The 22,128-nt window shown below is 42.1% G+C and carries 19 protein-coding genes; 17 read left to right on the top strand and 2 right to left on the bottom strand.

What is annotated here, in order from left to right; translation table 11 throughout:
- Nucleotides 1-385, bottom strand: a 385-nt coding sequence (locus C8D84_RS09345) for a transposase (protein WP_322872469.1), incomplete at its 3' end; no start/stop codon positions are given.
- Between the two features lie 653 nt (nucleotides 386-1,038).
- Here C8D84_RS09345 and C8D84_RS09340 point away from each other — a divergent pair.
- The 17 genes from C8D84_RS09340 to C8D84_RS09260 all read left to right on the top strand — a co-directional run bounded on the left by C8D84_RS09340 (nucleotide 1,039) and on the right by C8D84_RS09260 (nucleotide 20,620).
- Nucleotides 1,039-1,947, top strand: coding sequence for a polysaccharide biosynthesis/export family protein (locus C8D84_RS09340; protein ID WP_228244527.1), 909 nt, complete (start codon nucleotides 1,039-1,041; stop codon nucleotides 1,945-1,947).
- A 9-nt stretch (nucleotides 1,948-1,956) separates the two neighbouring features.
- Complete coding sequence (locus tag C8D84_RS09335) at nucleotides 1,957-2,433, top strand: low molecular weight protein-tyrosine-phosphatase (protein ID WP_109591687.1); 477 nt, start codon at nucleotides 1,957-1,959, stop codon at nucleotides 2,431-2,433.
- Between the two features lie 31 nt (nucleotides 2,434-2,464).
- Complete coding sequence (locus tag C8D84_RS09330; protein ID WP_109591699.1) at nucleotides 2,465-4,726, top strand: polysaccharide biosynthesis tyrosine autokinase; 2,262 nt, start codon at nucleotides 2,465-2,467, stop codon at nucleotides 4,724-4,726.
- A gap of 49 nt (nucleotides 4,727-4,775) precedes the next feature.
- The gene (locus C8D84_RS09325) at nucleotides 4,776-6,779 is read left to right on the top strand and encodes a nucleoside-diphosphate sugar epimerase/dehydratase (RefSeq protein ID WP_109591685.1); all 2,004 of its coding nucleotides are present in this window, start codon (nucleotides 4,776-4,778) and stop codon (nucleotides 6,777-6,779) included.
- 64 nt (nucleotides 6,780-6,843) lie between these two features.
- On the top strand, nucleotides 6,844-8,160 hold the full coding sequence (locus tag C8D84_RS09320; protein ID WP_109591683.1) for a lipopolysaccharide biosynthesis protein: 1,317 nt from the start codon (nucleotides 6,844-6,846) through the stop codon (nucleotides 8,158-8,160).
- A gap of 69 nt (nucleotides 8,161-8,229) precedes the next feature.
- Nucleotides 8,230-9,246 (top strand): glycosyltransferase family 2 protein, encoded by a 1,017-nt coding sequence (locus C8D84_RS09315; RefSeq protein ID WP_170108298.1) that lies wholly within the window; start codon nucleotides 8,230-8,232, stop codon nucleotides 9,244-9,246.
- Nucleotides 9,239-10,429 (top strand): hypothetical protein, encoded by a 1,191-nt coding sequence (locus C8D84_RS09310; protein WP_109591679.1) that lies wholly within the window; start codon nucleotides 9,239-9,241, stop codon nucleotides 10,427-10,429. Before C8D84_RS09315 ends, C8D84_RS09310 begins: the two co-directional genes overlap by 8 nt.
- Nucleotides 10,430-10,442: 13 nt before the next feature.
- Entirely contained in the window at nucleotides 10,443-11,525 is a 1,083-nt protein-coding gene (locus C8D84_RS09305) for a polysaccharide pyruvyl transferase family protein (protein ID WP_109591676.1), read from the top strand.
- Nucleotides 11,522-12,535 (top strand): glycosyltransferase family 2 protein, encoded by a 1,014-nt coding sequence (locus C8D84_RS09300; RefSeq protein WP_109591674.1) that lies wholly within the window; start codon nucleotides 11,522-11,524, stop codon nucleotides 12,533-12,535. The genes C8D84_RS09305 and C8D84_RS09300 overlap by 4 nt, the downstream gene beginning before the upstream one ends.
- Nucleotides 12,536-12,581: 46 nt before the next feature.
- Nucleotides 12,582-13,676, top strand: a complete 1,095-nt coding sequence (locus tag C8D84_RS09295; RefSeq protein ID WP_228244526.1) for a glycosyltransferase — start codon at nucleotides 12,582-12,584, stop codon at nucleotides 13,674-13,676.
- Nucleotides 13,677-13,863: 187 nt separating this feature from the next.
- Nucleotides 13,864-14,904, top strand: coding sequence for an EpsG family protein (locus C8D84_RS09290; RefSeq protein ID WP_109591672.1), 1,041 nt, complete (start codon nucleotides 13,864-13,866; stop codon nucleotides 14,902-14,904).
- The gene (locus C8D84_RS09285; protein WP_109591670.1) at nucleotides 14,904-15,767 is read left to right on the top strand and encodes a glycosyltransferase family 2 protein; all 864 of its coding nucleotides are present in this window, start codon (nucleotides 14,904-14,906) and stop codon (nucleotides 15,765-15,767) included. Before C8D84_RS09290 ends, C8D84_RS09285 begins: the two co-directional genes overlap by 1 nt.
- A gap of 57 nt (nucleotides 15,768-15,824) precedes the next feature.
- On the top strand, nucleotides 15,825-16,994 hold the full coding sequence (locus C8D84_RS09280) for a glycosyltransferase (protein ID WP_109591668.1): 1,170 nt from the start codon (nucleotides 15,825-15,827) through the stop codon (nucleotides 16,992-16,994).
- Entirely contained in the window at nucleotides 16,991-17,602 is a 612-nt protein-coding gene (locus C8D84_RS09275) for a sugar transferase (RefSeq protein ID WP_109591666.1), read from the top strand. Before C8D84_RS09280 ends, C8D84_RS09275 begins: the two co-directional genes overlap by 4 nt.
- 10 nt (nucleotides 17,603-17,612) lie before the next feature.
- A complete protein-coding gene (locus tag C8D84_RS09270) occupies nucleotides 17,613-18,812 on the top strand; it encodes a DegT/DnrJ/EryC1/StrS family aminotransferase (RefSeq protein WP_109591664.1) in 1,200 nt (399 codons plus the stop codon).
- Between the two features lie 311 nt (nucleotides 18,813-19,123).
- The gene (gene folD / locus C8D84_RS09265; protein ID WP_109591662.1) at nucleotides 19,124-20,002 is read left to right on the top strand and encodes a bifunctional methylenetetrahydrofolate dehydrogenase/methenyltetrahydrofolate cyclohydrolase FolD; all 879 of its coding nucleotides are present in this window, start codon (nucleotides 19,124-19,126) and stop codon (nucleotides 20,000-20,002) included.
- A 99-nt stretch (nucleotides 20,003-20,101) separates the two neighbouring features.
- A complete protein-coding gene (locus C8D84_RS09260) occupies nucleotides 20,102-20,620 on the top strand; it encodes a phosphate-starvation-inducible protein PsiE (protein WP_045451736.1) in 519 nt (172 codons plus the stop codon).
- 82 nt (nucleotides 20,621-20,702) lie between these two features.
- On the opposite strand, the gene C8D84_RS09255 is transcribed toward C8D84_RS09260, so the two are convergent.
- A complete protein-coding gene (locus C8D84_RS09255) occupies nucleotides 20,703-22,079 on the bottom strand; it encodes a di-heme oxidoredictase family protein (protein WP_170108297.1) in 1,377 nt (458 codons plus the stop codon).
- Nucleotides 22,080-22,128: the final 49 nt, after the last annotated feature.

Genomic DNA, 22,128 nt, shown 5'->3' with positions numbered 1-22,128 from the left:
TATGACGGTAGATACGTTTGTTATGACAAACTGCTATCTTGGTTGAATCAATATAGCTGATACCCGTACAGTCGCCCATCATGCTTTGCAAGTAGCTGCACAGTGGTATGATACTGCGCGGCACAAGCTTTATAAATCGTGAGTAGCTCGGCAGATTTGGAAGCTCCCGTTTCATCATGCCAAGCATGTGATGGTAGTAAAACGCCTTAAACTGTCGATACCGCAGTTGATGAAACAGTACCAAGATGGTCATAATCTCTGCTACACTTATCTGGCATGCTCTTAGCCGTTGACGGCCCGTTGCGATTAAATGAGCGTCAAACTCAGGTTTGAATTGCTGATAAAAGTCGTCAATATGGCAGTATAGTTCGGTTAGGTTGTCCATGTAAGAAGTCCTTTTTGCTTAAGTGGTCTTGGTAAACTTACTTTAGCAACTTTGGACTTCTTTTTTTATCTTTTTTTTGAGCGCTTATCCCGAACTGGGGTTATATTTATTTTTTAATAAAATAGTGATTTCTTTGAATATTATTAAGAGCAGTTAAGCAGCATAACCAATACCAAATTTCTATTTTCGACAGCATGAACCCTAAAAAATACTGCTAACTCCTTTTAATATGTCCTCCTATTTAGATTTTTCTGTCTTTTTGTTTTCATTGATATGCGCTATACGTTATTTACGAGAAGGGCTTACGTAAAATAAATTAACTAAAAAAATTGTTCTTACATCAATGTTTATAAATATTGCGTTATGTATAGTTTAGGTGTATATTCAATAAATACATCCTTTTTTATGAATATATTGACAGCAGCAAGGCACTTATTTTTGATTCACGAATATAAATATGAGTAACTGTTATGGTTTATAAATATTTCATTTCTGTACAAAAGCGCTCCTTAATAGCGAGTGCGTCTTGCTTATTGCTGACAGTATTGCTCAGTAGTTGCACAATAAATTCAGGACTTCAGTCTGGAAAATTACCTAAGTCAGGGACATTTACTGCAGAAAACGGTTTACAATTCTATATTCAACCTTTGAGTTTGGCTAATCTACCAGCTAAAGAAGCCGTCATCCTTGATCGAGATTTATATCATTTAGTAAAAACATCTGGGCGTGTCAGCTATGGCATTGCTAAAGGGGATGTTCTCAATATTATCCTGACCAATTATCCAGATATTAATGCCTCAACGTCTAGTCTGACTGTTGACCAGCAAGGGTTTATACAATTCCCCTTAATAGGGAGAGTCAAAGCCAGCGGTCTCAGTGTGCCGCAGTTCACTGCCACTTTGCAAAGCAAGCTTCAACGCTATCTCAAATACTCAGATCCTCAGGTCAAAATCATCAACTACCGTGGTAGTAAGTTTTTTGTGGATGGTGAGGTCAAGCAGTCTGGTGAGTTTGTTATCGCAGATGTGCCCATCTCAGTATATGGTGCTATTTCTATGGCGGGTGGTACGACTGATACGGGTGATTCAAACCATATCGTATTAAACCGTCAAGGCAAAAGTTACAAGCTCGGTATCCAATCATTGAATCAAATGGGGCTGTCTGCCAATCAAATATACTTACAAGACGGCGATGCTATTCATGTCAATAGCCAAAGCCGCAATAAGGTCTATGTATTAGGAGAGTTTGGCAAAATTGAGCCCGTTGCTATTCCTGAGCAAGGGCTGAGCCTAGCGCATGTACTGGGTGAGTCAAATGGATTGAATTCTAATACGGCCAATGCGGCCAAAGTATATATCGTTCGGGATAATCCAAAGTATCAATACACCAATATTTATTATGTCGACATGCAGAGCATCACAAGTTTTGCCTTGGCCAGTCGTTTTGACATGCAAGCCAATGACATCCTTTATGTTGATCCAACTGGCTTGGCGCGCTGGAACCGTATTATTAGCGCCATATTGCCTTCAACATCAGCAATCAATGTGATTTCAGGGATATAGGAGTCAGTCATGGGAGCGTTTGATCAGATCTTGGTTGTTTGTGTTGGCAATATATGCCGCAGCCCGATGGCCGCTGCCATATTAACGGCATATTACCCAGAAAAACACATCGACTCTGCTGGTTTGTCAGCGCTCGTAGGTCACGCAGCTGATGCCAAAGCGGTTGCATTGATGGCCACTCATAATATAGACATCAGTGCTCATATCGCCAAGCAAATTGATGAAGCATTAGTCAGTCAGTCAGATTTAATTTTGACGATGACAACCAGCCAAACCAAATGGATTAAAAATCAGTGGCCGCACTGTCGCGGAAAAACCTTTCGAATAGGGCATTGGCTTGATAAAGATATTGCTGACCCTTATCAGCAGGATGACTCAGCATTTGAGAAGAGTAGACAAGATATTATCGATAGTCTTGAACAATGGACTGACAAGATTAGCGACGCGCCATCGATTAGAGCGTTGAAGTTCAGCGAATGCTATTAAACGATCAACATTGAGCGATGAGTATATGGTTATGAATAATATGGATTCAAAAGACCTATCAACGTCTACGGGCGAAAAAAACAATGACGACATCGATTTAATGGCGCTGGTTTTAGTATTGTTACGCGGTTGGAAAATCATTGCTCTCATGGCGATATTGGGGCTTTTACTAGGGCTTTTGTATACCCGCTATGTGAATCCCATCTATAAATCAGATGCGCTGATACAGATTGAAGAAAATACTCAAGGAATAGAGGCGCTTGGCGAGAGTATCTCAGAGCTGGTGGGTGCAGAAGTCAGCAAAGCGGAGACAGAAGCAGAGCTGATACGATCACGTATGATATTGGAGCCAGTGGTTGAGCTATTGCACCTGCGCATTAAGCTAACAGATCCCAATATTGGTCATCTTGATAGAATAAAAAGCAATCGTACTTACACGCAATTAAACACACCAGATGATGTGTCACTTGATACCGAAAATGGCATAGTAAAAGTCCGCCAATTTGATGTATCACCAGCGTACTTGAACCAATCTTTTACACTAACAAAATCTGCTACAGGGTTTGTTTTGAGCAATGGTTTTGATGAATTCAAAGGTCAGCTTGGTCAAGCGCATCAGTTCAAAGGGTTGGACGGTCAGATTAATATTACTGTCACAGAGTTACCTGCTGATGGTTACCCAATTAATATTAGTAAGCAGACGATAAAGGCTGCGACTGACGCTATCAACGGCGCCTTATCGGTTGAAGAAAAAGGTCAAAAAACGGGGATTATTCAGCTGTCGATGACGGGTCCCAATCAAGAGCAAATCACGACTATCCTCAATCAGATCGTCCGATCTTACGTCGATCAAAATCAATCTCGCGGTTCTGAAGAAACGACCAAAACACTTGCCTTTATGGAAACGCAGATCCCTCTGTTAAAAGAAAAATTAGAGACTTCTGAAGCACTGTTTAATGACTTTCGTAAAAAATATGGCACGATTGATGTGGGTAAAGAAGCCGAGTTGTTATTGAATGAGAAGTCTCGCATCGATGAGCAGCTCAATGAGCTTAAACTCAAAAAAGCAGACCTAACCACTTATTATACCGAAGAACATCCACTGGTCATCCAAATTAATGAACAGCTCAAAGTGCTCAATAATAGAACAAGAGAGATAGATAATACCATTGCAGGTCTACCTGAAATACAGCGAGAGTTTCTAAAGCTATCAGAAGATACGGCAATCAATCGAGAAATCTATCTAACGCTGCTCAAAAATTATGAGCAACTTAAAATCGTCAAGGCTGGTCAAATCGGCTATGCCCGTATTATCGATTCACCGACCAGTACCTTTAATGCCATTGCACCAAATAAACTACAAATCCTGATGCTGACCACATTGATAGGCATGATGTTTGGGGTAATGCTGGTGCTCTTGAAGAACCTTGTTAGAAATGTTGTAAAAGATCCAGAGCATTTAGAGGTCACAACGGGCATCCCTGTCATTGCAACGATTCCACGCTCACCCTTACTGTCGAGGTTGAGTAAAAAGAAGAATACCACCCCTCGCATGCTCGCTCATGTTGATCACAGTAGTTTGAGTTATGAGGCGATCAAAAGTTTAAGAACCAATTTGATGTTTGGTATGCCAATGGGGACAGCGGTCGGGCAGCCCGCGCAAGTCATATTGATTACTGGGGAGAGCCCTGGTGTGGGCAAGTCGTTTATCGCTGCTAATTTATCAGAGGTATTTGCCCAGCTCAACAAAAAAGTCTTGGTCATCGATGGTGACATGCGCTTAGGTGAGCTGCATAAAATGTTTAATATGAGCCAACATGATGGTCTTGCCGATTATTTGTTGCAGGATAAAAAGCATTTTTCTCCGATTGATGGTACTCGATCAGACAGTGAGGTTTCTAGCTTAGGGGTCGAAAGCTTTATGCATCCCACTGGTATGGAGTTGATTGATTTCATACCGCGCGGACGGCAGCCGCATAATCCTACCTCCTTATTGATGGGCGAAAAATTCAATCATTTGATGGCAGAATTAAAGACTCAATACGATTATATTGTCATCGACTCACCCCCGATATTGGCGGCGTCAGATGCTATGGTACTTGCGCAACATGCAGACAAAGTACTCATCGTTACGAAGTTTAATCATTCAATAGAAGGGCAGCTGGTTTATGCGATCAAGCAAATGAATAAAGCCAATGTACAAGTAGATGGTATTATTCTCAACGATGTACAGCAGGGTATTATGGATAAATATAGCTACCATTATCATTATGCCTATGGAGATAACCGCTAGTTTGCGTGGTTGTCGCTCATAAGCAAACCAACTTAATTGGGTGGATATTATGTTTATAAAAACAGAGTCAAACAATGCTTATCAATCGTCCAGTGGTTTTAATCAATGGTCGAAGCGTGTGGCTCTGTATTTATTGTCATTACCACGCCTGACTAAAAGCACCCTCTTATTTAGTATAGATTTTGCCATGTCGATCTTTTGCCTATTATTGGCCTTGATGCTACGACAAGGCTATGTGGCCTCTCATATCAGTCTTGCAGCGTTGGCTTTTTATGCATTCGTGCCGGTTGCTAGCTTATATCTTATTGGTTTTTATCGCAGCGCCTCTCGAGGGTTTTTTGATGCAGTGATGGGTCGTGTGCTACAACTGTTTTTTTTACTTATTATTGTTTATCAAGTCATCATTTATTTGAGTCCATCAGCGACGATACCGCGCTCAGCCCCTGTTATATTTTTATTTCTATTTTTTATTTGGCTGTGGAATAGTAGGCTCATGATCCGCGCGTTACTGAAACGTCTACAGGGTGCAGGTCAAAACCGTCGTCCAGATGCCTGTTGTGACAACGTGATTATTTATGGTGCAGGAGAAGCTGGTAGAGAGTTGCTAGAAAGTTTGAGGCATTCTTATCAGTACAATGTGGTGGCATATATCGATGATGATCCGCAGCTTACGGGGGCTTATTTACATGGCAAACAAATATATGCAGCTCACGCGCTTCCGTGGTTGATAGAAAAACTCAATGTGGCGCAGGTGATTTTGGCCATGCCCTCTATGAGCCGTGGTCGTAAAAAACAGATTATGGACAGTCTGTCAGGTATCTCCGTTAAGATAAAAGACTTGCCAAGCTTACGTGAGCTTGCTGATGAGATAGTAACTGTCAGTCATATACGACCCGTTGACATATTAGATGTGCTCGAACGAGAAACAGTCGAACCTGTTGCGGAGTTGCTACAAAAAAACATCACGGGCAAAAACGTTCTCGTTACCGGGGCAGGTGGTTCAATCGGTAGTGAGCTGTGTCGGCAAATCATCAAAAATAAGCCTAAATGCTTGGTGCTATATGAACAGTCTGAGTATGCTTTATACACCATATATCAAGAACTTGGTAATCTAAAAACAGCGAATGCTGATTATCAAAATATTGAGATTATTAGCGTCATCGGCAGTGTCAGTAACGAAAAAAAATTAATCAATATATTCGAAAAAAACCATATAAAAACGATTTATCACGCTGCAGCCTATAAGCATGTGCCTATTGTTGAATCCAATCCCTTTGAGGGCACCATCAATAATACCAAAGGCACCTACCATTGTGCCCGTGCTGCGATACAGGCCCGCGTTGAGACTTTTGTGCTGATTTCTACTGACAAAGCTGTGCGACCTACCAATGTCATGGGAGCGTCCAAACGCTTAGCTGAGCTGGTCTGCCAAGGATTGAGCCAAAGTAACAGTCAGACTTGTTTTAGCATGGTGCGTTTTGGCAATGTTTTAGGGTCATCAGGCTCTGTGGTGCCGTTATTTACCAAACAGATTGAGCAAGGCGGTCCGATCACCATCACTCATCCAGACATCACGCGCTATTTTATGACGATTCCAGAAGCGGCCAGTTTGGTTATTCAGGCAGGTGCGATGGCATTCGGTGGTGAAGTGTTTGTGCTTGATATGGGCGCACCCGTCAAAATTGTTGATCTGGCAAAACGTATGATTCGTTTGACAGGTTGTGAGCTAAAAGATGATAGCAATCCCAATGGCGATATCGAAATCGTATTTACTGGCTTGAGACCGGGTGAAAAGCTCTACGAGGAGTTAATCATTGGTGAAGACAATATCGAACCTACTTTTCATCCATTGATTATGCAAGCAATGGAGCACAGCTTTCCTTTGCAAGATATCGAAAACATTTTATTTGAATTTGCAGAAAAAGCAAAGCAGCAGGATGTGGTCTGGCTGAAAACACAGTTTAAGTTTTTTGTCGAAGGTTACCGAGAAGGATCTGATAAAGATGTCGAGGTAGAGAAGGTAGATACCACACTGACAGATGAAATGTGTTAATAGAGAGGCGCGCTATCATAAACTCCTTACAAGTTCTGTGAGTCACTAAATTGGACAATATGTCATGAGCTCTGAAGTATTTTCATCGATACAGAGCACAATAAACAGGTTGAAAACCAGTCACTTTGTGCGAGATGTGGTCATGGTCGGTGGTGGGATTGCTGCTGGACAGGCCATCGCCATGATTTTTATGCCATTTCTCACCAGACTATATAGACCTGAGGATTTCGGTATTGCTGCTGCCTTTACTGCTATCGTCAGCATTATTACCCCGATTGCCACTATGGGCTATGCAAATGCAATCGTGATGCCAGACAGTGACGAGGATGCTGCGGCCATTGCTCGATTGTCTATATTGCTCAGTGTGGTTATAGCTGTCCTCTCATTCATTGTTGTCTATGTCGGTAAGTTTCATTTGGCAAGTTGGATGGGTATGGAAAGCACGCCAAACATGCTATATCTCATACCATTAACGCTATTAGTCGGTGCTTTTCTTTCTGTCGCTGATCAGTCTGCTATTAGGGTGGGCTTATTTAAAGCGAAAGCTCGGGCTTATGTGGAAAGCAAGCTTGTGACAGATAGTAGTAAGCTGATAGGCGGTATGCTAGCACCTTCAGGGATATTGCTTATTTTATTGACGATAGCAGGGCAGCTCACAAACTTTATCATGCAGATGCTTCGTGTACCTAGAGTAGGTGTATTAAATGTCCGTCATTGGTTTGGTACTAAGGGTATTCGACATGCCGCCATATCGCAGCGTGATTTTGCGATATATCGTATGCCACAAAGTATCCTGAATGCGGCTTCAGTGGGGTTGCCAACTATCTTGTTAGCGTCATTATTTAGTGCCTCTTCTGCAGGGCAGTATTCGTTGGCTGTCCTTGTGCTTGGTGCACCCGCGATGCTGTTAGGTCAGGCGGTTGGAGAGGTTTTCTATCCTAAAATTACGCGTGCCATCACAGCAAATTCACCTGAGGCTTATCAATTTTTATTAAAAGTGACGTTGATTTTATTGGTGGTAGGTATTGTTCCATTCGGTACGGTGTTCGTTTTTGGCGATTATCTTTTTTCTTTAGTGTTCGGTGCAGAGTGGGCATTAGCAGGTAGTTATTCGCAGTGGCTGTCTATTTGGCTTTTGACCAGTTTAGTATCTGGTGCGAGTACTGCGGCATTGCCAGCATTACGTTTACAGCGATTCCTTTTGATTCGAGAAGTGTTTGCAGTGGTATTTCGTGCTGCAGCGCTGTATGTAGGTTTTTACGTTTTTGAGTCAGATATGATAGCCATTGCCCTTTTCTCATCTGTTGGGGTTTTGCTTAGTTTATCTATCATTTATGTCGCTTTTCGGCGTCTTGTTCATATCGATGAAGTGGAGCAGTAGGTATGTTTTTTGACTGCTTTGAATGTCACAAAGGATATGTATGAGAAGTCTCAACTTGAGAGGCTCACTATGATTTCAGTCATTATCGCCGCATTCAATGCCGCTGCTACTATTGATCGTTGTATTAATAGTATTGACGTTGCGAAAAAGAGTCACGACATTGAGCTGATAGTCATTGACGATGGCTCTAAAGATCATACTGCTAGCCTATTGCATGGCTGGGCGAGTGCTAGGTCATGGATTACGGTGAAATCTCAAAAAAATGGTGGCGTGGCAGAGGCTCGTAATACTGGGCTCGATATCGCAACCGGCAATTACATCGTTTTTATAGATGCGGATGACACCATTGATGATTGGTATTTTGATTTTGTCTTTGAACAAGCTGTAGATCGAGATGTCGAGATGTTGGCATTTGGTCATAAACGCATGATGCTGGATGGCTCTGTTATTGAGCGTCCTAATAGTGCGGCAGAGTACTCACGGCAAGATATCGAAATGCTACAACTGAGAGTGACAGAGAATAGACATATATATTGGTACGCCTGCACCAAGGTGTATAGCAAAAATTTAATTGCAGAGCTGCGTTTCGATAGCGACGTCAAATTTGGTGAGGATGGTATTTTTAATATCGCATGTCTAAGCAAAGCGAATCGTTTATCGGTGCTGCCAGACTGTCCATACAACTACTATGAAAATGCGACCTCTATAACAAGCTCACAATATAAATCAGGGCTTTTGGAATCCATTGAAGCGGACTATACAGCCAGAGTCAGGATACATGATTGGTCGATCAGTGCTACTGAGAAGCAAGTGCTATTATCGGACTTTGCTCGTAGTTATGTCGAGCATATGCTGCCATATTTACTTAACAATTTGGCACATATCGATATGAAAAAGCGTCGTGCAGAGTTAATAAAAATACGCCAGTCTTTTGTTTATCAGAACTGTTTGCCGCATTATTATCAACGACATCCTGCACGTGGCATTCGTGTATTGATTTTATGTTTTTCACGGCGTTGGTATGTTATGACGCTGGTTTTTCTTCAACTGTCTTGGTCTAAAGCAAAGGTGAAAAAATATGCTTAATATTGATTTGTTGCCTCAGCCTTTACGCAGTGACGAAAACGGTCAAAAGCGCTGTTGTTTGCTGCAACAGACAACAGCTAGCGGGAAAATGACTGAGAAGGCATTGTGGTTTTTATATCCAGCGAACTTGCCAATGCCAGAAGACGATGATTGTGATGCTTATTTACTGGCCACATTGTTGCCCGCGATGCAGATGCGAGCAGCCATTCATGTGCATGGTAGCGTGTCGCATGAGCTATTAGCCAACCTGACAGAGCTACAGTATGTTTGGAATAAGTGGTTACCAGAGCGTTATTTTTTGATTGATATACAAGTTGATCGTATTAGAGAGAGCGACGTACAAGTAGATGGTGCGATTGCTGCATTTTCTGGTGGCGTTGATGCTCAGTTTACCGCTTATCGTCATGCGACAGGCAGAGCAAGATACGCCACACGAAATATTAAAGCAGGGGTTTTTGTGCATGGCTTTGATATACCTTTAGAGGATACAAAAGGCTTTGCCAGTGCAGCAAAAATAGCGGCAAACACACTCGCAGATATCAATATCGAGCTATTGCCAGTTGAGACAAATATTCGCACGCTTTGGTCTATCAACTGGGAAGACTATCATGCTGCTGCTATCGCTTCGGTCTTATGTGGCTTAAAACGATATGCAGGCATTGGACTCATTGGTAGTGGTGATTCTTATGATGTATTAATTAGTCCTTGGGGCTCACACCCAATCACTGACCCGCTGCTAAGTTCTGGCGACTTTAGACTCATTCATGATGGTGCAGGCTTTAGTCGTTCAGAGAAGATTCAAACTCTTTCAGCATGGCCCTTGGGTATTGAAGGCCTGCGTTTCTGTTGGGCGGGTGATCAAAATGATAGTAACTGCGGTCGCTGTGAGAAATGTGTTAGGACGCGTCTCAATTTTTTGGTTGCAGGTATAGATAACCCTCAATGTTTTAGCGAGCCCATGGACTCATCACTTTTTAAATCAATGGCTCTAAAGGGTAGGGCTGTCAGCATAGATTGGAAGTTAATTCGTCATGAGATGATTAAAATGGGTAGAGGTCTTGAATGGCTGCCATACATTGAAAAAGCACTCAAACGTAAACCGCCTCCTAACTTGAATAGATTGTTTCCTGTTGGCTCAAGGCGTCGTATGTGGGTGAAGAAGCTGTTAATGAGAAACGAATAAGGGAGCATTAAAAATGAATATTGCTGCTATAAAAAAGCTCATTCCGCTCAGATTAAAAAAACACTTAGCCGCTTATATGGGGGCGAGAGGTTTACCGTTACCAACTGGTAAACGGTGCTTTATTTTTCTTGCCGCCGACTATGGCAATATTGGTGATATTGCTATTTCTCACGCGCAAAAGCAGTATTTGCAACGTGTGCTGACGGATTATGATGTTGTTAGTGTGGCTATCAGTCAAACCAGATTTGTGCTCAATTCAATTAAACAGCAAATAAAAGAGACGGATATCGTTACTATCATCGGCGGCGGTAATATGGGTGGCACGTATCCTGATATTGAGGAGCTGCGCCAATTAGTCATCAAGTCATTTCCTGCCAATCGTATCGTTTGTTTTCCTCAGACACTAGATTGGAATGATTCTGCTCAGTCTAAACGTGCCTTGCAGCGTATTGTAAACGTCTACGCCAAGCATCCAGATATACATGTTTTTGCCAGAGAGTCGATAACAGCGGCAAAACTCATCGAGCTTTTTGCTGACTACAGTAATGTGCATATTGGTCTCGTACCAGATATTGTGATGAGCGCTAATGCAACAGTGCTGGGTACGACAGATTGCTTAGCGCCTTCAGGTATTTTGCGCTGCTTACGAGATGACAAAGAAGCCGCATTATCAGCTGAGCAATACGCCATGATAGACAAAGCCTTAGCAGATACTGGCTATCAGATTGAAAAGACCGACACACATGCTGGTGGTTCGCAACTCGATGAGGCACATTGCACAAAATTACTGACTGACAAGCTTAGTCAGTTTCGTGCTGCAAAATTGGTCGTGACTGACCGTCTGCATGGCATGATTTTATGTCTGCTATCGGGTACGCCGTGCTTGGTACTCCCGAACTCCAATCATAAGATAAGACAGACGCAATTGGACTGGTTAGGCGGTCATCCAAGGCTGGTGTTTTTAGAATTGGAAGAGATTGCTGATATTGCAACATTCATCGATAGCCTTCTGTCCCTGCCTCACGGTACGATGGATGAGTCTCCAGTTGATATATCTGAGTATGATGACCTAAAAAAAGCGCTAGTAGCGATATGACGACTATCGAAACGCCATTAGTGAGTATCATCGTACCAGTGTATAACGTTGCGTTATATATCGATGCTTGCTTGGCATCCATCAAGCAGCAGACTTATCAGAATATTGAAATTATCGTTGTAGAAGATTGCTCCACTGATGATTCAAAACAAGCACTCGCGTCACATCTCATAGATGAACGCATCAAAGTCATTCAGCATCACAAAAACAGTGGTCTTTCTGCGGCACGTAATACTGGTATCAAGTCTGCGATAGGCGAATACATGATGTTCGTTGATTCTGATGACATTATAGACACTCGCTTGGTGGCAGCGTGTGTGGATTGTGCGCTCACCACGAATGCAGAGGTCGTGACGTATGGCTTTACGCCATTCAAAGATGGCATCACAGAGACAGATCCGCAGTATCCAGCTAGAAATTTAGCATTTGAGGCAACCAAAATAGACGGCTCATATTTTAGCTTACCGCATTTTGCATGGCTCAAATTTATTAAATCTAGCGTAGTGCGGTCGGCCTCGTTACAGTTCCCAGTGGGTCTGTACTACGAAGACTGGCCTTTTCATTGGCATCTTGGCTTAGCTACTAATATTAAGTATCACCTGCCCATTGATTTTTATCTATACAGACAGCGCGGCACGTCGATCACAGGGTCAACAGATAAAAAGCTATTAGACCTTTTCGTTATCCATGCAGAAGTCATCAGTTTAGTAGAGGACTATCAAGCGGATGAGGTTAAAAAAACACTCGCCAATAAAATTAAACAAAGTCATTGGAGTATCCTTACTCGTATAGATAATGACTATTTAGCAGCTGCATTGGCACAAGCTAAAAAAGCAGATAAAACGTTACGACTAAAGGGTTATAAGAGCGATTTGACCGTAAGAAATATGATGATTAGTAATATCGTACGTATGCCGACGCAAGTTGCCTTGCTGATGTTACAGGTGCTTCGTCAAGCGTTAGACAAAAGAGCAAAGGTTAAAGGTCAAGAGATGACAGATTCAGAATAGTTTTGAGAAATACGTTTGGTTTTATGGCTTCTTAATAGGTAAAGAGATGACTATTCAGAGAGTGCTACACATCGTGGGAAAAATGGATCGGGCTGGGGCAGAGACCATGCTCATGAATCTATATCGTCATATAGATCATAGCCAGATTCAGTTTGATTTTATCACTTTTACTGCCGAGGTCGGTGACTATGATGCTGAGATAATAGCGCTGGGCGGTAGGATTATACCGATTTTAGCGGATCATTCATTAGCGCGTATGTGGAAGCTTAAAAACTTCCTTAAACAACATCCTGACTATCAAATAATTCATGCTCATATGCTATTAAACAATGCTTTTCATCTGCTGGCTGCCAAAGGTGCTGGCGTGCCGCATCGCATTTCACATTCTCATAGCACCAGTAATGGTAAAACCAATATTGTTAAAAAAATATATGAACAGTGGGCGTTCATTACCAATCGTAAATTGGCCACGGATAAAATGAGTTGCGGTGAACAAGCGGCACATTACCTATTTGGCAGCATAAAAGATGTGTGGCTACTACCCAATGCTGTTGACATACAGCAGGTGATGGCAGTCGCTAGCCAATCAAGACAGTATATCGACCAAGAATTTGGCGATGAGGGGCTAAAAATCATCCAAGTTGGTCGTCTAAATGAGGTTAAAAACCATCAGTTTTCTTTAGAGGTCGCTGAGCAGTTAAAACAACGTCAGATCGCCTTTACCTTATATATTGTTGGACAAGGTTCATTGGATATGAGGCTCAGGCAACAAGTAGCAGATAAGTCACTCCTAGATACGGTCAAGTTTTTGGGGATGCGTACGGATATCACAGAATTAATGGCCAGCGCCGACTATATGATTATGCCTTCGTTGCACGAGGGTTTCCCTGTCGTCTTGGTCGAGAGCCAAACAGTTGGGTTAAAGGCGCTGGTTTCTGACCAAGTATCGCCTGAAGTAGATTTAGGACTTGGATTAGTACAGTTTTTACCGATTCACTCAGCCAAGGATTGGGTTGATTGCTTATTAGCGTCTAAACAGCCAAAGCCCAATGAAAAAGACATAACCGCAGCGCTGAATTTATACGGATTTAGTGCTGCTACCAATGCGCAAATACTAATGCGAAAGTACTTGAGTATGTGACGGAGTGGTTGCTTCTTATTTATAGTCGTTTCAAGGTAGTTTGGACGGAATGAGAAAAAAATCGAGGTGGGTAGGAAGGCTATAGTTATATAGGTACTGGACGGTAAAAAAGATACTAGACGGTGTAAACCTGCCATCACATCCGATTTATATAAGATTGACGACATCTACTTTTATAGAGGGTTAAATGCTTCCATACCTGCTGGTTCTTAGCCTTGTTATTTTTTGGATCGTACTGGAGAAAAAATCTCTCAATCGTACGTCTTTTTGGCTGCCGCTAATTATATTGACATTGTTTGCAGGTCTTCGTAGCTACCGAGTCGGTACGGATACAGGAAACTATACGAGAAATTTCAACAGTCAATTGAATGCCGAATACTTTAGGTTCAACGAAGACATTGAGTTCGGTTATCAGTTATTGGAGTATGCGTTATTACGTATGACCACTCATTATTTTTGGCTGCTTGTTATTACCAGTTTAATTATTGTCTATTGCTATCTTAGAGTGATTAAAAAATACAGCGTAAATTATTGGTTCTCCGTATTTTTATTTATTACGCTGGGCGTTTATACTTTTTCTTTTAATGGACTGCGTCAAGGATTGGCAATGGCGATCTTTACCTTGGCCATTCCTTATCTGTTAGAAAAACGATTTATTCCATACCTGCTGATTTGTGCAATTGCTTCATTGTTCCATGTAACCGCATTATTTATGATTCCATTTTATTTCATCGTCAATTTAAGAATAAAACCCTTATATAAGATTTTGGCAACATTCTTAGGGTCGCTATTAGTAAGTGGGGTATTGGTCGCTTATATTTCTTCTACTAACGATAGATATGAGGGCTATGCGAAAGCATCTGATGAAGCAGGCGGGTTTTTAACGCTTGGTTTTTATACAGCTATCATGATTTTAATCATCTTGGTCAGTTATCTGTATAAAATCAAAGACAAAGATTTTCAAAAACTAATAACATTTTATGCATCAGGCGTGGTTTTTATCATACCGTTAGCGATGTTGGGCACCAGTCCTTCAGGTCCTCAAAGGCTGCTTGCGTATTTTACATGGACATTGGTTTTGATACTGCCTATGATTTTAAAAAGAATTAATAATATTTATTTATATATAGCGAGTATCATTATTTTTCTCATGTATTTTGTCTTGACGACATCGAGATTTAGTAACTTGAGTCCATATATTATCAATCCGATATTTGAGGTTTTCTAATGAAAAATCAGACATATATATCCATTGGTATTCCCATTTATAATGCTGAAGCGTACTTGGAAGATGCTATCAACTCCATATTGGCTCAAACGCATGAGTTATGGGAGCTTATATTAATTGATGATGGCTCTACTGATGCATCATTGGCCATCGCCAAGCGTTTTGAAGAGGCTGATCATAGAATAAGGGTCATTGCTGATGGCATAAACAAAAAACTGCCTACTCGATTAAATCAGCTTATTGAAGAAGCGAACTATGATTATATAGCACGCATGGATGCCGATGATCTCATTCATCCAGATAGACTAGCGATTCAATTAAGTTTTTTAGAAAAAAATCCAGATTATGATTTAGTTTCTACAGGTGTCGTGTCTATTGATAATTTTAATAAAGTTTATGGTTGCCGTCATGTCGATCAAATTTATACAGAATTTAAAGAAATAGCCGCTGCTTATCCTATTGTACATGCTGCTGTTTTGGCAAAAAAGAGTTGGTACGAACGAAATAAATATAATGAAAATTATCCAAGGTCTGAAGATTACGATTTGTGGTGTAGAGCTATCTCAAATCAAGATTTAAATTTAGCGGTATTGCCTGATTTATTATACTATTATAGAGAAGAAGGGAATTTATCGTTATCTAAAATAACCAGATCATATAAAGACAGTTTTAAAACGTACTGTGAATATAAGGGAAACAGTTATTTAGGTTCTTTGAAATTATCAGCAAAACTGACAACGGTCAATTTTTTAGATTCGATAGGATTATTACAAAAGATAGCCAACAAAAGAAATAAATTAACAATATCTGACACGCTAAGAAATCATCATCAGTCAGTGGTAAATAGTATTTGTGCTAAATGACATTGTTTATAAAACGTCACTGATAAAATAATATATAAAAAATGCTGAGGTGCTGAAATGACATTAAAGATATGCTTTCTAATGACAGATGCGGTGTCATTTAATGTGCTATATCGTGATCAGCTTGAATACATTAGAGATCACGCGGATGTTGAGATCACCTTAATCTGCGGTGGCGATAAACAGCAGCTAGATATTTTACGTGAGCGCAAAATAGGCAAGGTGATTAATTTAAATTTTCAGCGTAAGCCTTCTTTGTTTAAAGATGCTCAGTCACTCGCGCTTTTAACCCGTTATATGCTATCGAATCGTTTTGATGTGGTGGTTTATTTAACGCCTAAAGCCTTGTTGTTAGGGAGTATCGCAAGTGCTGTTACATTGCAAAAGAGACGAATTGCTTTTAGCGTGGGTAGAGCCTATGAGAATTTCTCAGGTTTAAAAAAGAGGGTGTTTCAGGGTCTGGATATATTAAGTTTTGGCTTGTCTCATGAAGTTTTATTTGTTTCTGAGTCTTTGCTCAGCGTATGCTTAGCAGAAAATATTCTCAAAAAAAGCAAGGCAACTGTCATTGATAATGGCTCATTTAACGGCATCGATACTGATTTGTTACAACCTATGGCTCAGCTAGAAAAAGAGGTATTAAGAAAGAAGTACAAGGTACCTGAAAATACCTTTGTGATTTGCGTGGTAGGACGAGTTTGTGATGATAAAGGCTTCAAAGATATTGAGTATATATCCGAAAAACTAAGAGAAGAAAACGTCTACTTTATGTTCATAGGAGACTGTGAAGACGACGTAGGAAAAGTAGTCGTTGAGAAAGTTGTCAAAGATAATAGAGGTGTATATATACCAGCCAACCCAAATGTGCACGAAGTTTTTCAGTGTGCTGATTTACATTTGTTTTTGAGCTATCGTGAAGGGTTTGGCAGTGTCGCTATTGAAGCAGCAAGTTGCGCTGTTCCAACTTTTGCCTATGATGTCGTGGGTGTAAAGGATAGTGTCAAAGAAGGGGTAAGTGGTCGAAAATTTAATTTTAAGGATATGTCGTCTGTCGCCGAAGCAATCCGCGATGCTGCTACTGATAAGGAATTTGAAAAGAGATATCCTGAGGCAAGAGACTGGGCCATTGCAAATTTTGAACGCAAGCAATTGTGGCAAAGTTATTTAAGTTTTTATTTACGCAGTAGGGATGACCGCGTAAACGACAAAAGGCGGGCTGCAAAATGATAAAGCGACTATTTGACATCACGGCGGCCACAGCGGCCTTGGTAATATTATCTCCTGTTTATGCTATTACGGCTTATAAAGTCAAAAAAAACTTAGGCTCACCAGTGATATTTAAACAAACTCGCCCTGGTCTAAATGGCAAGCCGTTTGAGATGATTAAGTTTCGCTCGATGAAAGATGCTATCGATACAGAGGGTAATCCTTTAGAGGATGATGAGCGTTTGACGGCATTTGGTAAGACGTTGCGTAATAGCAGTCTCGATGAGCTGCCTGAACTATGGAATGTGATTAAAGGCGATATGAGTTTGGTGGGGCCGCGACCACTATTGATGGAATATCTGCCGCTATATAATGATGAGCAAGCGCGTCGCCACTGTGTACGTCCGGGTATTACGGGATATGCACAAGTTAATGGTCGCAATGCGATTGGTTGGCATGAAAAATTTACGCTCGACACATGGTATGTCGATCATCAGTCATTATGGTTAGACATTATAATCTTGGTTAAAACAGTAAAAAAAGTCATTATCAAAGATGGCATTAGTGCTGATGGTGAAGCGACCATGAGCAAATTCACAGGTAATAGCGTCGATAAAAACACGCTTTGATGAGGAACGCATGCTAAATACTCCTTTTTCACCTTGGCCTAGTTTTACTCAGCAAGAAGCGGATGCGGTCAGTCAAGTATTGCTATCCAACAAGGTCAATTATTGGACAGGGCAAGAATGCCGTCAGTTTGAAGAGGAATTCGCTGATTGGGCGGGTAGCAAATACGCGATTGCATTGGGCAACGGAACTTTGGCATTGGACGCGGCATTGCAGGCACTTGGTATAGGTGTGGGTGATGAAGTTATCGTGACGCCGCGTACTTTTATTGCCAGTATCTCCTCAGTGGTTAATGCAGGCGCGACGCCCATTTTTGCGGACGTTGACGAGGCGACAGGGAATATCACTCCAGAGTCGATAGCGGCGGTATTGACGGACAAAACCAAAGGCATCGTCTGTGTACATTTGGCAGGTTGGCCCTGTGATATGGATGGCATTATGGCACTGGCAGATCAGCATCATTTATATGTCATTGAAGACTGTGCACAAGCGCATGGTGCACGCTACAAAGGTCGTGGTGTTGGTAGTATCGGTCATATTGGCGCGTGGAGTTTTTGCCAAGATAAGATCATGACCACAGGCGGCGAGGGCGGTATGGTCACCACCGATGACGAGCAGCTATGGCGAAAAATGTGGGCGTATAAAGATCATGGTAAAAGCTATGCGGCGGTCTATGAGACCGAGCAACTGCCCGGCTATAATTGGCTACATGAGAGCTTTGGCACCAACTGGCGCATGACCGAGATTCAAGGCGTGATTGGGCGTATTCAATTGGCACATATGAGTGACTGGATAGCGAAGCGCCGTGCTAATGCTCAAGCGATATTAGAAACATGTGCTAAATGGGAAGAAAAAGGCTATCTATCGGTGCCAACATTAGAGCAAGATTATCAGTTTCCAAACTCTATCCATGCTTATTATAAATTGTATGTTTATGTGCAACCACATAACCTAGCTGAGGGCTGGACGCGTGATCGCATCATTGAAGAAATAAATGCGTCAGGCGTGCCTTGCTATTCAGGTTCTGCCTCAGAGGTATATTTAGAAAAAGCATTCGATGATACAGGCTTGCGTCCAGAAAACAGACTGCCAATAGCAAAACAGTTGGGAGAGACCAGCTTAATGTTTTTGGTTCATCCTACCTTAACCACTGCCGAAATTGCGCAAACGGTAGATGCAATCGATCGCGTGTTTGCTTCAATGATTCAGTAATGTGAGAATATCGCTTATTAAGGCGTGTTGAGTATTTATAAATAGTTGCGGCTATTGGCTTTTATTTGTGAGTAGACTGTCTTATAAAACGATAAAGGTTGTCAAGGTTGCATTGGTAATGACATGATATTGCTAGATTGGCGAGTGATAGAAATTTATAAGTATCCAAGTCTTATCTCACGCTAGGATTTTTTAGTCCAGACAGGTACAATATCAGTCTTAATCATACATTGATCAAGCATAAGACAGGCATGCAAGTAGTTGCGGGCGCTGTCTTTCTTTTTTTTATCGCACCCTCTATTGGAGTTACTATGTCAACTGCCCAAGGATCTGCTACCGTTTTGGACGGTAAAGCACTTGCTAAACAAATAGAACAGCAACTGAGTACGCGTGTAGACGCTATTAAAGCTAAAACAGGACGTACCCCAAGCTTAGCGACGATATTGGTCGGCGACGATCCCGCTTCTGCGACTTATGTACGTATGAAAGGTAATGCTTGTAAACGTGTCGGCATGGATTCTATACGCGTTGAGATGCCAAGTGCGACAACCACTGAAGAGCTGATAGCGAAAATAGATGAGCTCAATAGCAATCCAGACGTCCATGGTATCTTGCTACAACATCCAGTGCCTGCACATATCGATGAGCGTGCTTGCTTTGAGCAGATTGACTTGGCAAAAGACGTCGATGGTGTGACCTGTCTTGGCTTTGGTCGTATGGCGATGCAGCAGAGTGCTTATGGTTCATGTACTCCGCAAGGCATCATGCATTTACTAGAGCACAATAATATCGAGCTTGCTGGTAAGGAAGCCGTAGTTGTAGGTCGCAGTGCCATCTTGGGTAAACCAATGGCGATGATGCTATTGAATGCCAACTGCACCGTAACGATTTGCCATTCAAGAACGCAAGATTTAGAGTCGCATATTAAGCGTGCGGATATCGTGGTTGGGGCAGTGGGCGTGCCTGAACTGATTAAAGCTAATTGGATCAAAGTGGGCGCTGTGGTTATCGATGCAGGCTTTCATCCAACGGATAATGGCGGCGTCGGTGATATTGAGTTGCAAGGCGTAGAAAATATCGCCAGTGCTTATACGCCTGTACCGGGCGGCGTGGGTCCAATGACCATTAATACCCTCATTCGCCAAACCGTTGATGCGGCTGAAAAATCTGCCGGTTTGAATATCGGCTAAAAAGAGAGTCATACGAATACTGATTGCCGATAAATAAGGGGCCTGAGGTAATATATACTCAGGCTAAATCAACCACATCTCAGTTGATAGGACCTAAACATGGCTAAAAAAAACGTAGGTGTTCATGAGCGACTACAAGGTATCGGTAGAGAGTTTGTCGATGTCTGTCATTACGTTATTTTATTTCTAATCAGTGTGGTTGTCGTTTGGACCGCTGGCAAAGAGTTCGTTGGTATTGTTCAAAAAGGCTCAGCGGATTTAAAAGACATATTGATGTTGTTTATTTACCTTGAGCTGCTGGCTATGATAGGTATTTATTTTAAAACCCATCGTCTGCCGGTACAGTTTTTGATATTTATCGCGATTACTGCTTTATCACGACATTTGGTGGTTGATGTACAGGCAGTCTCAGACTATTTCCATTTATGGCTGCTGGCGACAATTTCTGTGGCCATTATGCTATTGAGCGGTTCTATCGTAGTATTAACTTGGACAGCAAAAACGTTTGGCCGTCCAGAGGACAATCTAGATAAACAGCATGCAAACTTAACGATTAAAGCGCTGTTACCTGATAATGCTCAAGCGCCTGATAGTCATACCAAGCATCGCCGTGAATAACTATTAAATAGCAGCATAAAAAAGGGTTACCACTGGTAGCCCTTTTTTGCCTTCTTAACTCTCACATTTTATTGTTTGAGCGTTAAATCCCCTTTAAGAAGGTCATTAATGTTTGTTTTTGCGTGGCGGATAACTGTGTAAAGCGTGTCTTTGCACCTTCTGCTTCACCACCATGCCAGAGTATCGCTTCAGTCAAGCTGCTGGCACGACCATCATGCAAAAACCGCGCTTCTGGATCACGTGCCACAATGCCAATTCCCCACAATGGCGGCGTACGCCACTCAAAGCTTTCTGCATTTTTCTCTTTCACGCTGTCATCTAGTCCAGCGCCCATATCATGCAGTAATAAATCAGTATAAGGATAAATGTTTTGCTGTGATAGGAGCGGGAAGCGATCACTATTGCCTGTTTTTTGTTTGGGTGTGTGACAGCCAGCACAGCCGACTTGCGCAAACAGTTGCGCTCCTTTATTAAAATCTGATAAATCATCTATTCGTCTTTCGGGTACGGCAAGGGCGGTCATAAAATCGGTCACGGCGTCTAGACTGCTGTCTGAGACTTCTGGAGAGCCGCCATTCGCTGCTGTCCAACAAATAGGCTGATTTACCGTACAGTTAGGATCCATAAATACCGAGGTCGTCAAACCCATATCTTGCGACATGGCATTGGCATTTTGGGTACGTAGACTGGTATTAATGGCCTTCCATCCAAAGCGGCCAATGCGCTGCTGTTTGCCATCTTGTACCCAATGTACGCGGCCACTGATACCGTCTTGATTGTTATCATCAGGGTCAGCTGCCGCAATGATATTCGCTTCAGGAATCAGGTCGAGCAAGCCCATGCCGACCAATTGCGGTGAGATACGTCCGCTAATCGCTGTATTTCCTAAGGGTTGATTAGGGTCAGTTGGAGTAAAGCTAAACTGTATGCCAGCAGGTTTATCATTTTGACTGAGCATTGCTGCGTAGCGCATGCTCCCTTCGGGATTGATACTTGTGGCAATACTTTGATGCTGCATCTGTTCACCGTAATAAGCATGTGGCAGGCCTTGCTTATTACCCAACCGGAATAAAATCGCATCACTCAGCTGACCATTGGCTGCATAAATAGGTTTGCGACCTTCAGCGCTATGGCATTGGGTACAGGCATTGGCATTTAACAGTGGCCCCACACCATCGAACAGTACGCGACCCTCATTTGCTGGTGTCCACTCGGTGATAAATAACTCACGTCCAGGCGATACTCCGCCTAAAGCGCTGCTCGGTAGATTGGGCATGATTTGCAAAAAAGGCTGTGATCCATTGGCGGCAATCGTAGCACTGCCACCTGCTGGCTGCCAGTTGGTATCGATTTCTGGAGTGTCAGGAGTAGTAGGTGGGTTGGGTACGTTAGTATCTCCATCATTACTGGAATTATTTGAATCGTCTGAGCCACCACAAGCGGTGAGCAGCAGCGCCATACTTACACTGAGTAGCGTGTTACGTATGATAGGAGGTGATGTATACAGT

The sequence above is a fragment of the Psychrobacter immobilis genome, from assembly GCF_003148585.1.
In the GTDB taxonomy this organism is placed as follows: Bacteria; Pseudomonadota; Gammaproteobacteria; order Pseudomonadales; family Moraxellaceae; genus Psychrobacter; species Psychrobacter immobilis.
The sequence above is the reverse complement of the archived record's forward strand: the minus strand, read 5'-3'. Positions and strand labels throughout refer to the sequence as shown.

Coding starts and splice junctions, on each gene's coding strand:
- C8D84_RS09270 (WP_109591664.1), top strand. CDS start 17,613: ATGCTAAATACTCCTTTTTCACCTTGGCCTAGTTTTACTCAGCAAGAA.
- C8D84_RS09335 (WP_109591687.1), top strand. CDS start 1,957: ATGGGAGCGTTTGATCAGATCTTGGTTGTTTGTGTTGGCAATATATGC.
- C8D84_RS09280 (WP_109591668.1), top strand. CDS start 15,825: ATGACATTAAAGATATGCTTTCTAATGACAGATGCGGTGTCATTTAAT.
- C8D84_RS09260 (WP_045451736.1), top strand. CDS start 20,102: ATGGCTAAAAAAAACGTAGGTGTTCATGAGCGACTACAAGGTATCGGT.
- folD (WP_109591662.1), top strand. CDS start 19,124: ATGTCAACTGCCCAAGGATCTGCTACCGTTTTGGACGGTAAAGCACTT.
- C8D84_RS09315 (WP_170108298.1), top strand. CDS start 8,230: ATGATTTCAGTCATTATCGCCGCATTCAATGCCGCTGCTACTATTGAT.
- C8D84_RS09290 (WP_109591672.1), top strand. CDS start 13,864: ATGCTTCCATACCTGCTGGTTCTTAGCCTTGTTATTTTTTGGATCGTA.
- C8D84_RS09295 (WP_228244526.1), top strand. CDS start 12,582: ATGACTATTCAGAGAGTGCTACACATCGTGGGAAAAATGGATCGGGCT.
- C8D84_RS09300 (WP_109591674.1), top strand. CDS start 11,522: ATGACGACTATCGAAACGCCATTAGTGAGTATCATCGTACCAGTGTAT.
- C8D84_RS09320 (WP_109591683.1), top strand. CDS start 6,844: ATGAGCTCTGAAGTATTTTCATCGATACAGAGCACAATAAACAGGTTG.
- C8D84_RS09285 (WP_109591670.1), top strand. CDS start 14,904: ATGAAAAATCAGACATATATATCCATTGGTATTCCCATTTATAATGCT.
- C8D84_RS09255 (WP_170108297.1), bottom strand. CDS start 22,079: ATGGCGCTGCTGCTCACCGCTTGTGGTGGCTCAGACGATTCAAATAAT.
- C8D84_RS09330 (WP_109591699.1), top strand. CDS start 2,465: ATGAATAATATGGATTCAAAAGACCTATCAACGTCTACGGGCGAAAAA.
- C8D84_RS09325 (WP_109591685.1), top strand. CDS start 4,776: ATGTTTATAAAAACAGAGTCAAACAATGCTTATCAATCGTCCAGTGGT.
- C8D84_RS09305 (WP_109591676.1), top strand. CDS start 10,443: ATGAATATTGCTGCTATAAAAAAGCTCATTCCGCTCAGATTAAAAAAA.
- C8D84_RS09275 (WP_109591666.1), top strand. CDS start 16,991: ATGATAAAGCGACTATTTGACATCACGGCGGCCACAGCGGCCTTGGTA.
- C8D84_RS09310 (WP_109591679.1), top strand. CDS start 9,239: ATGCTTAATATTGATTTGTTGCCTCAGCCTTTACGCAGTGACGAAAAC.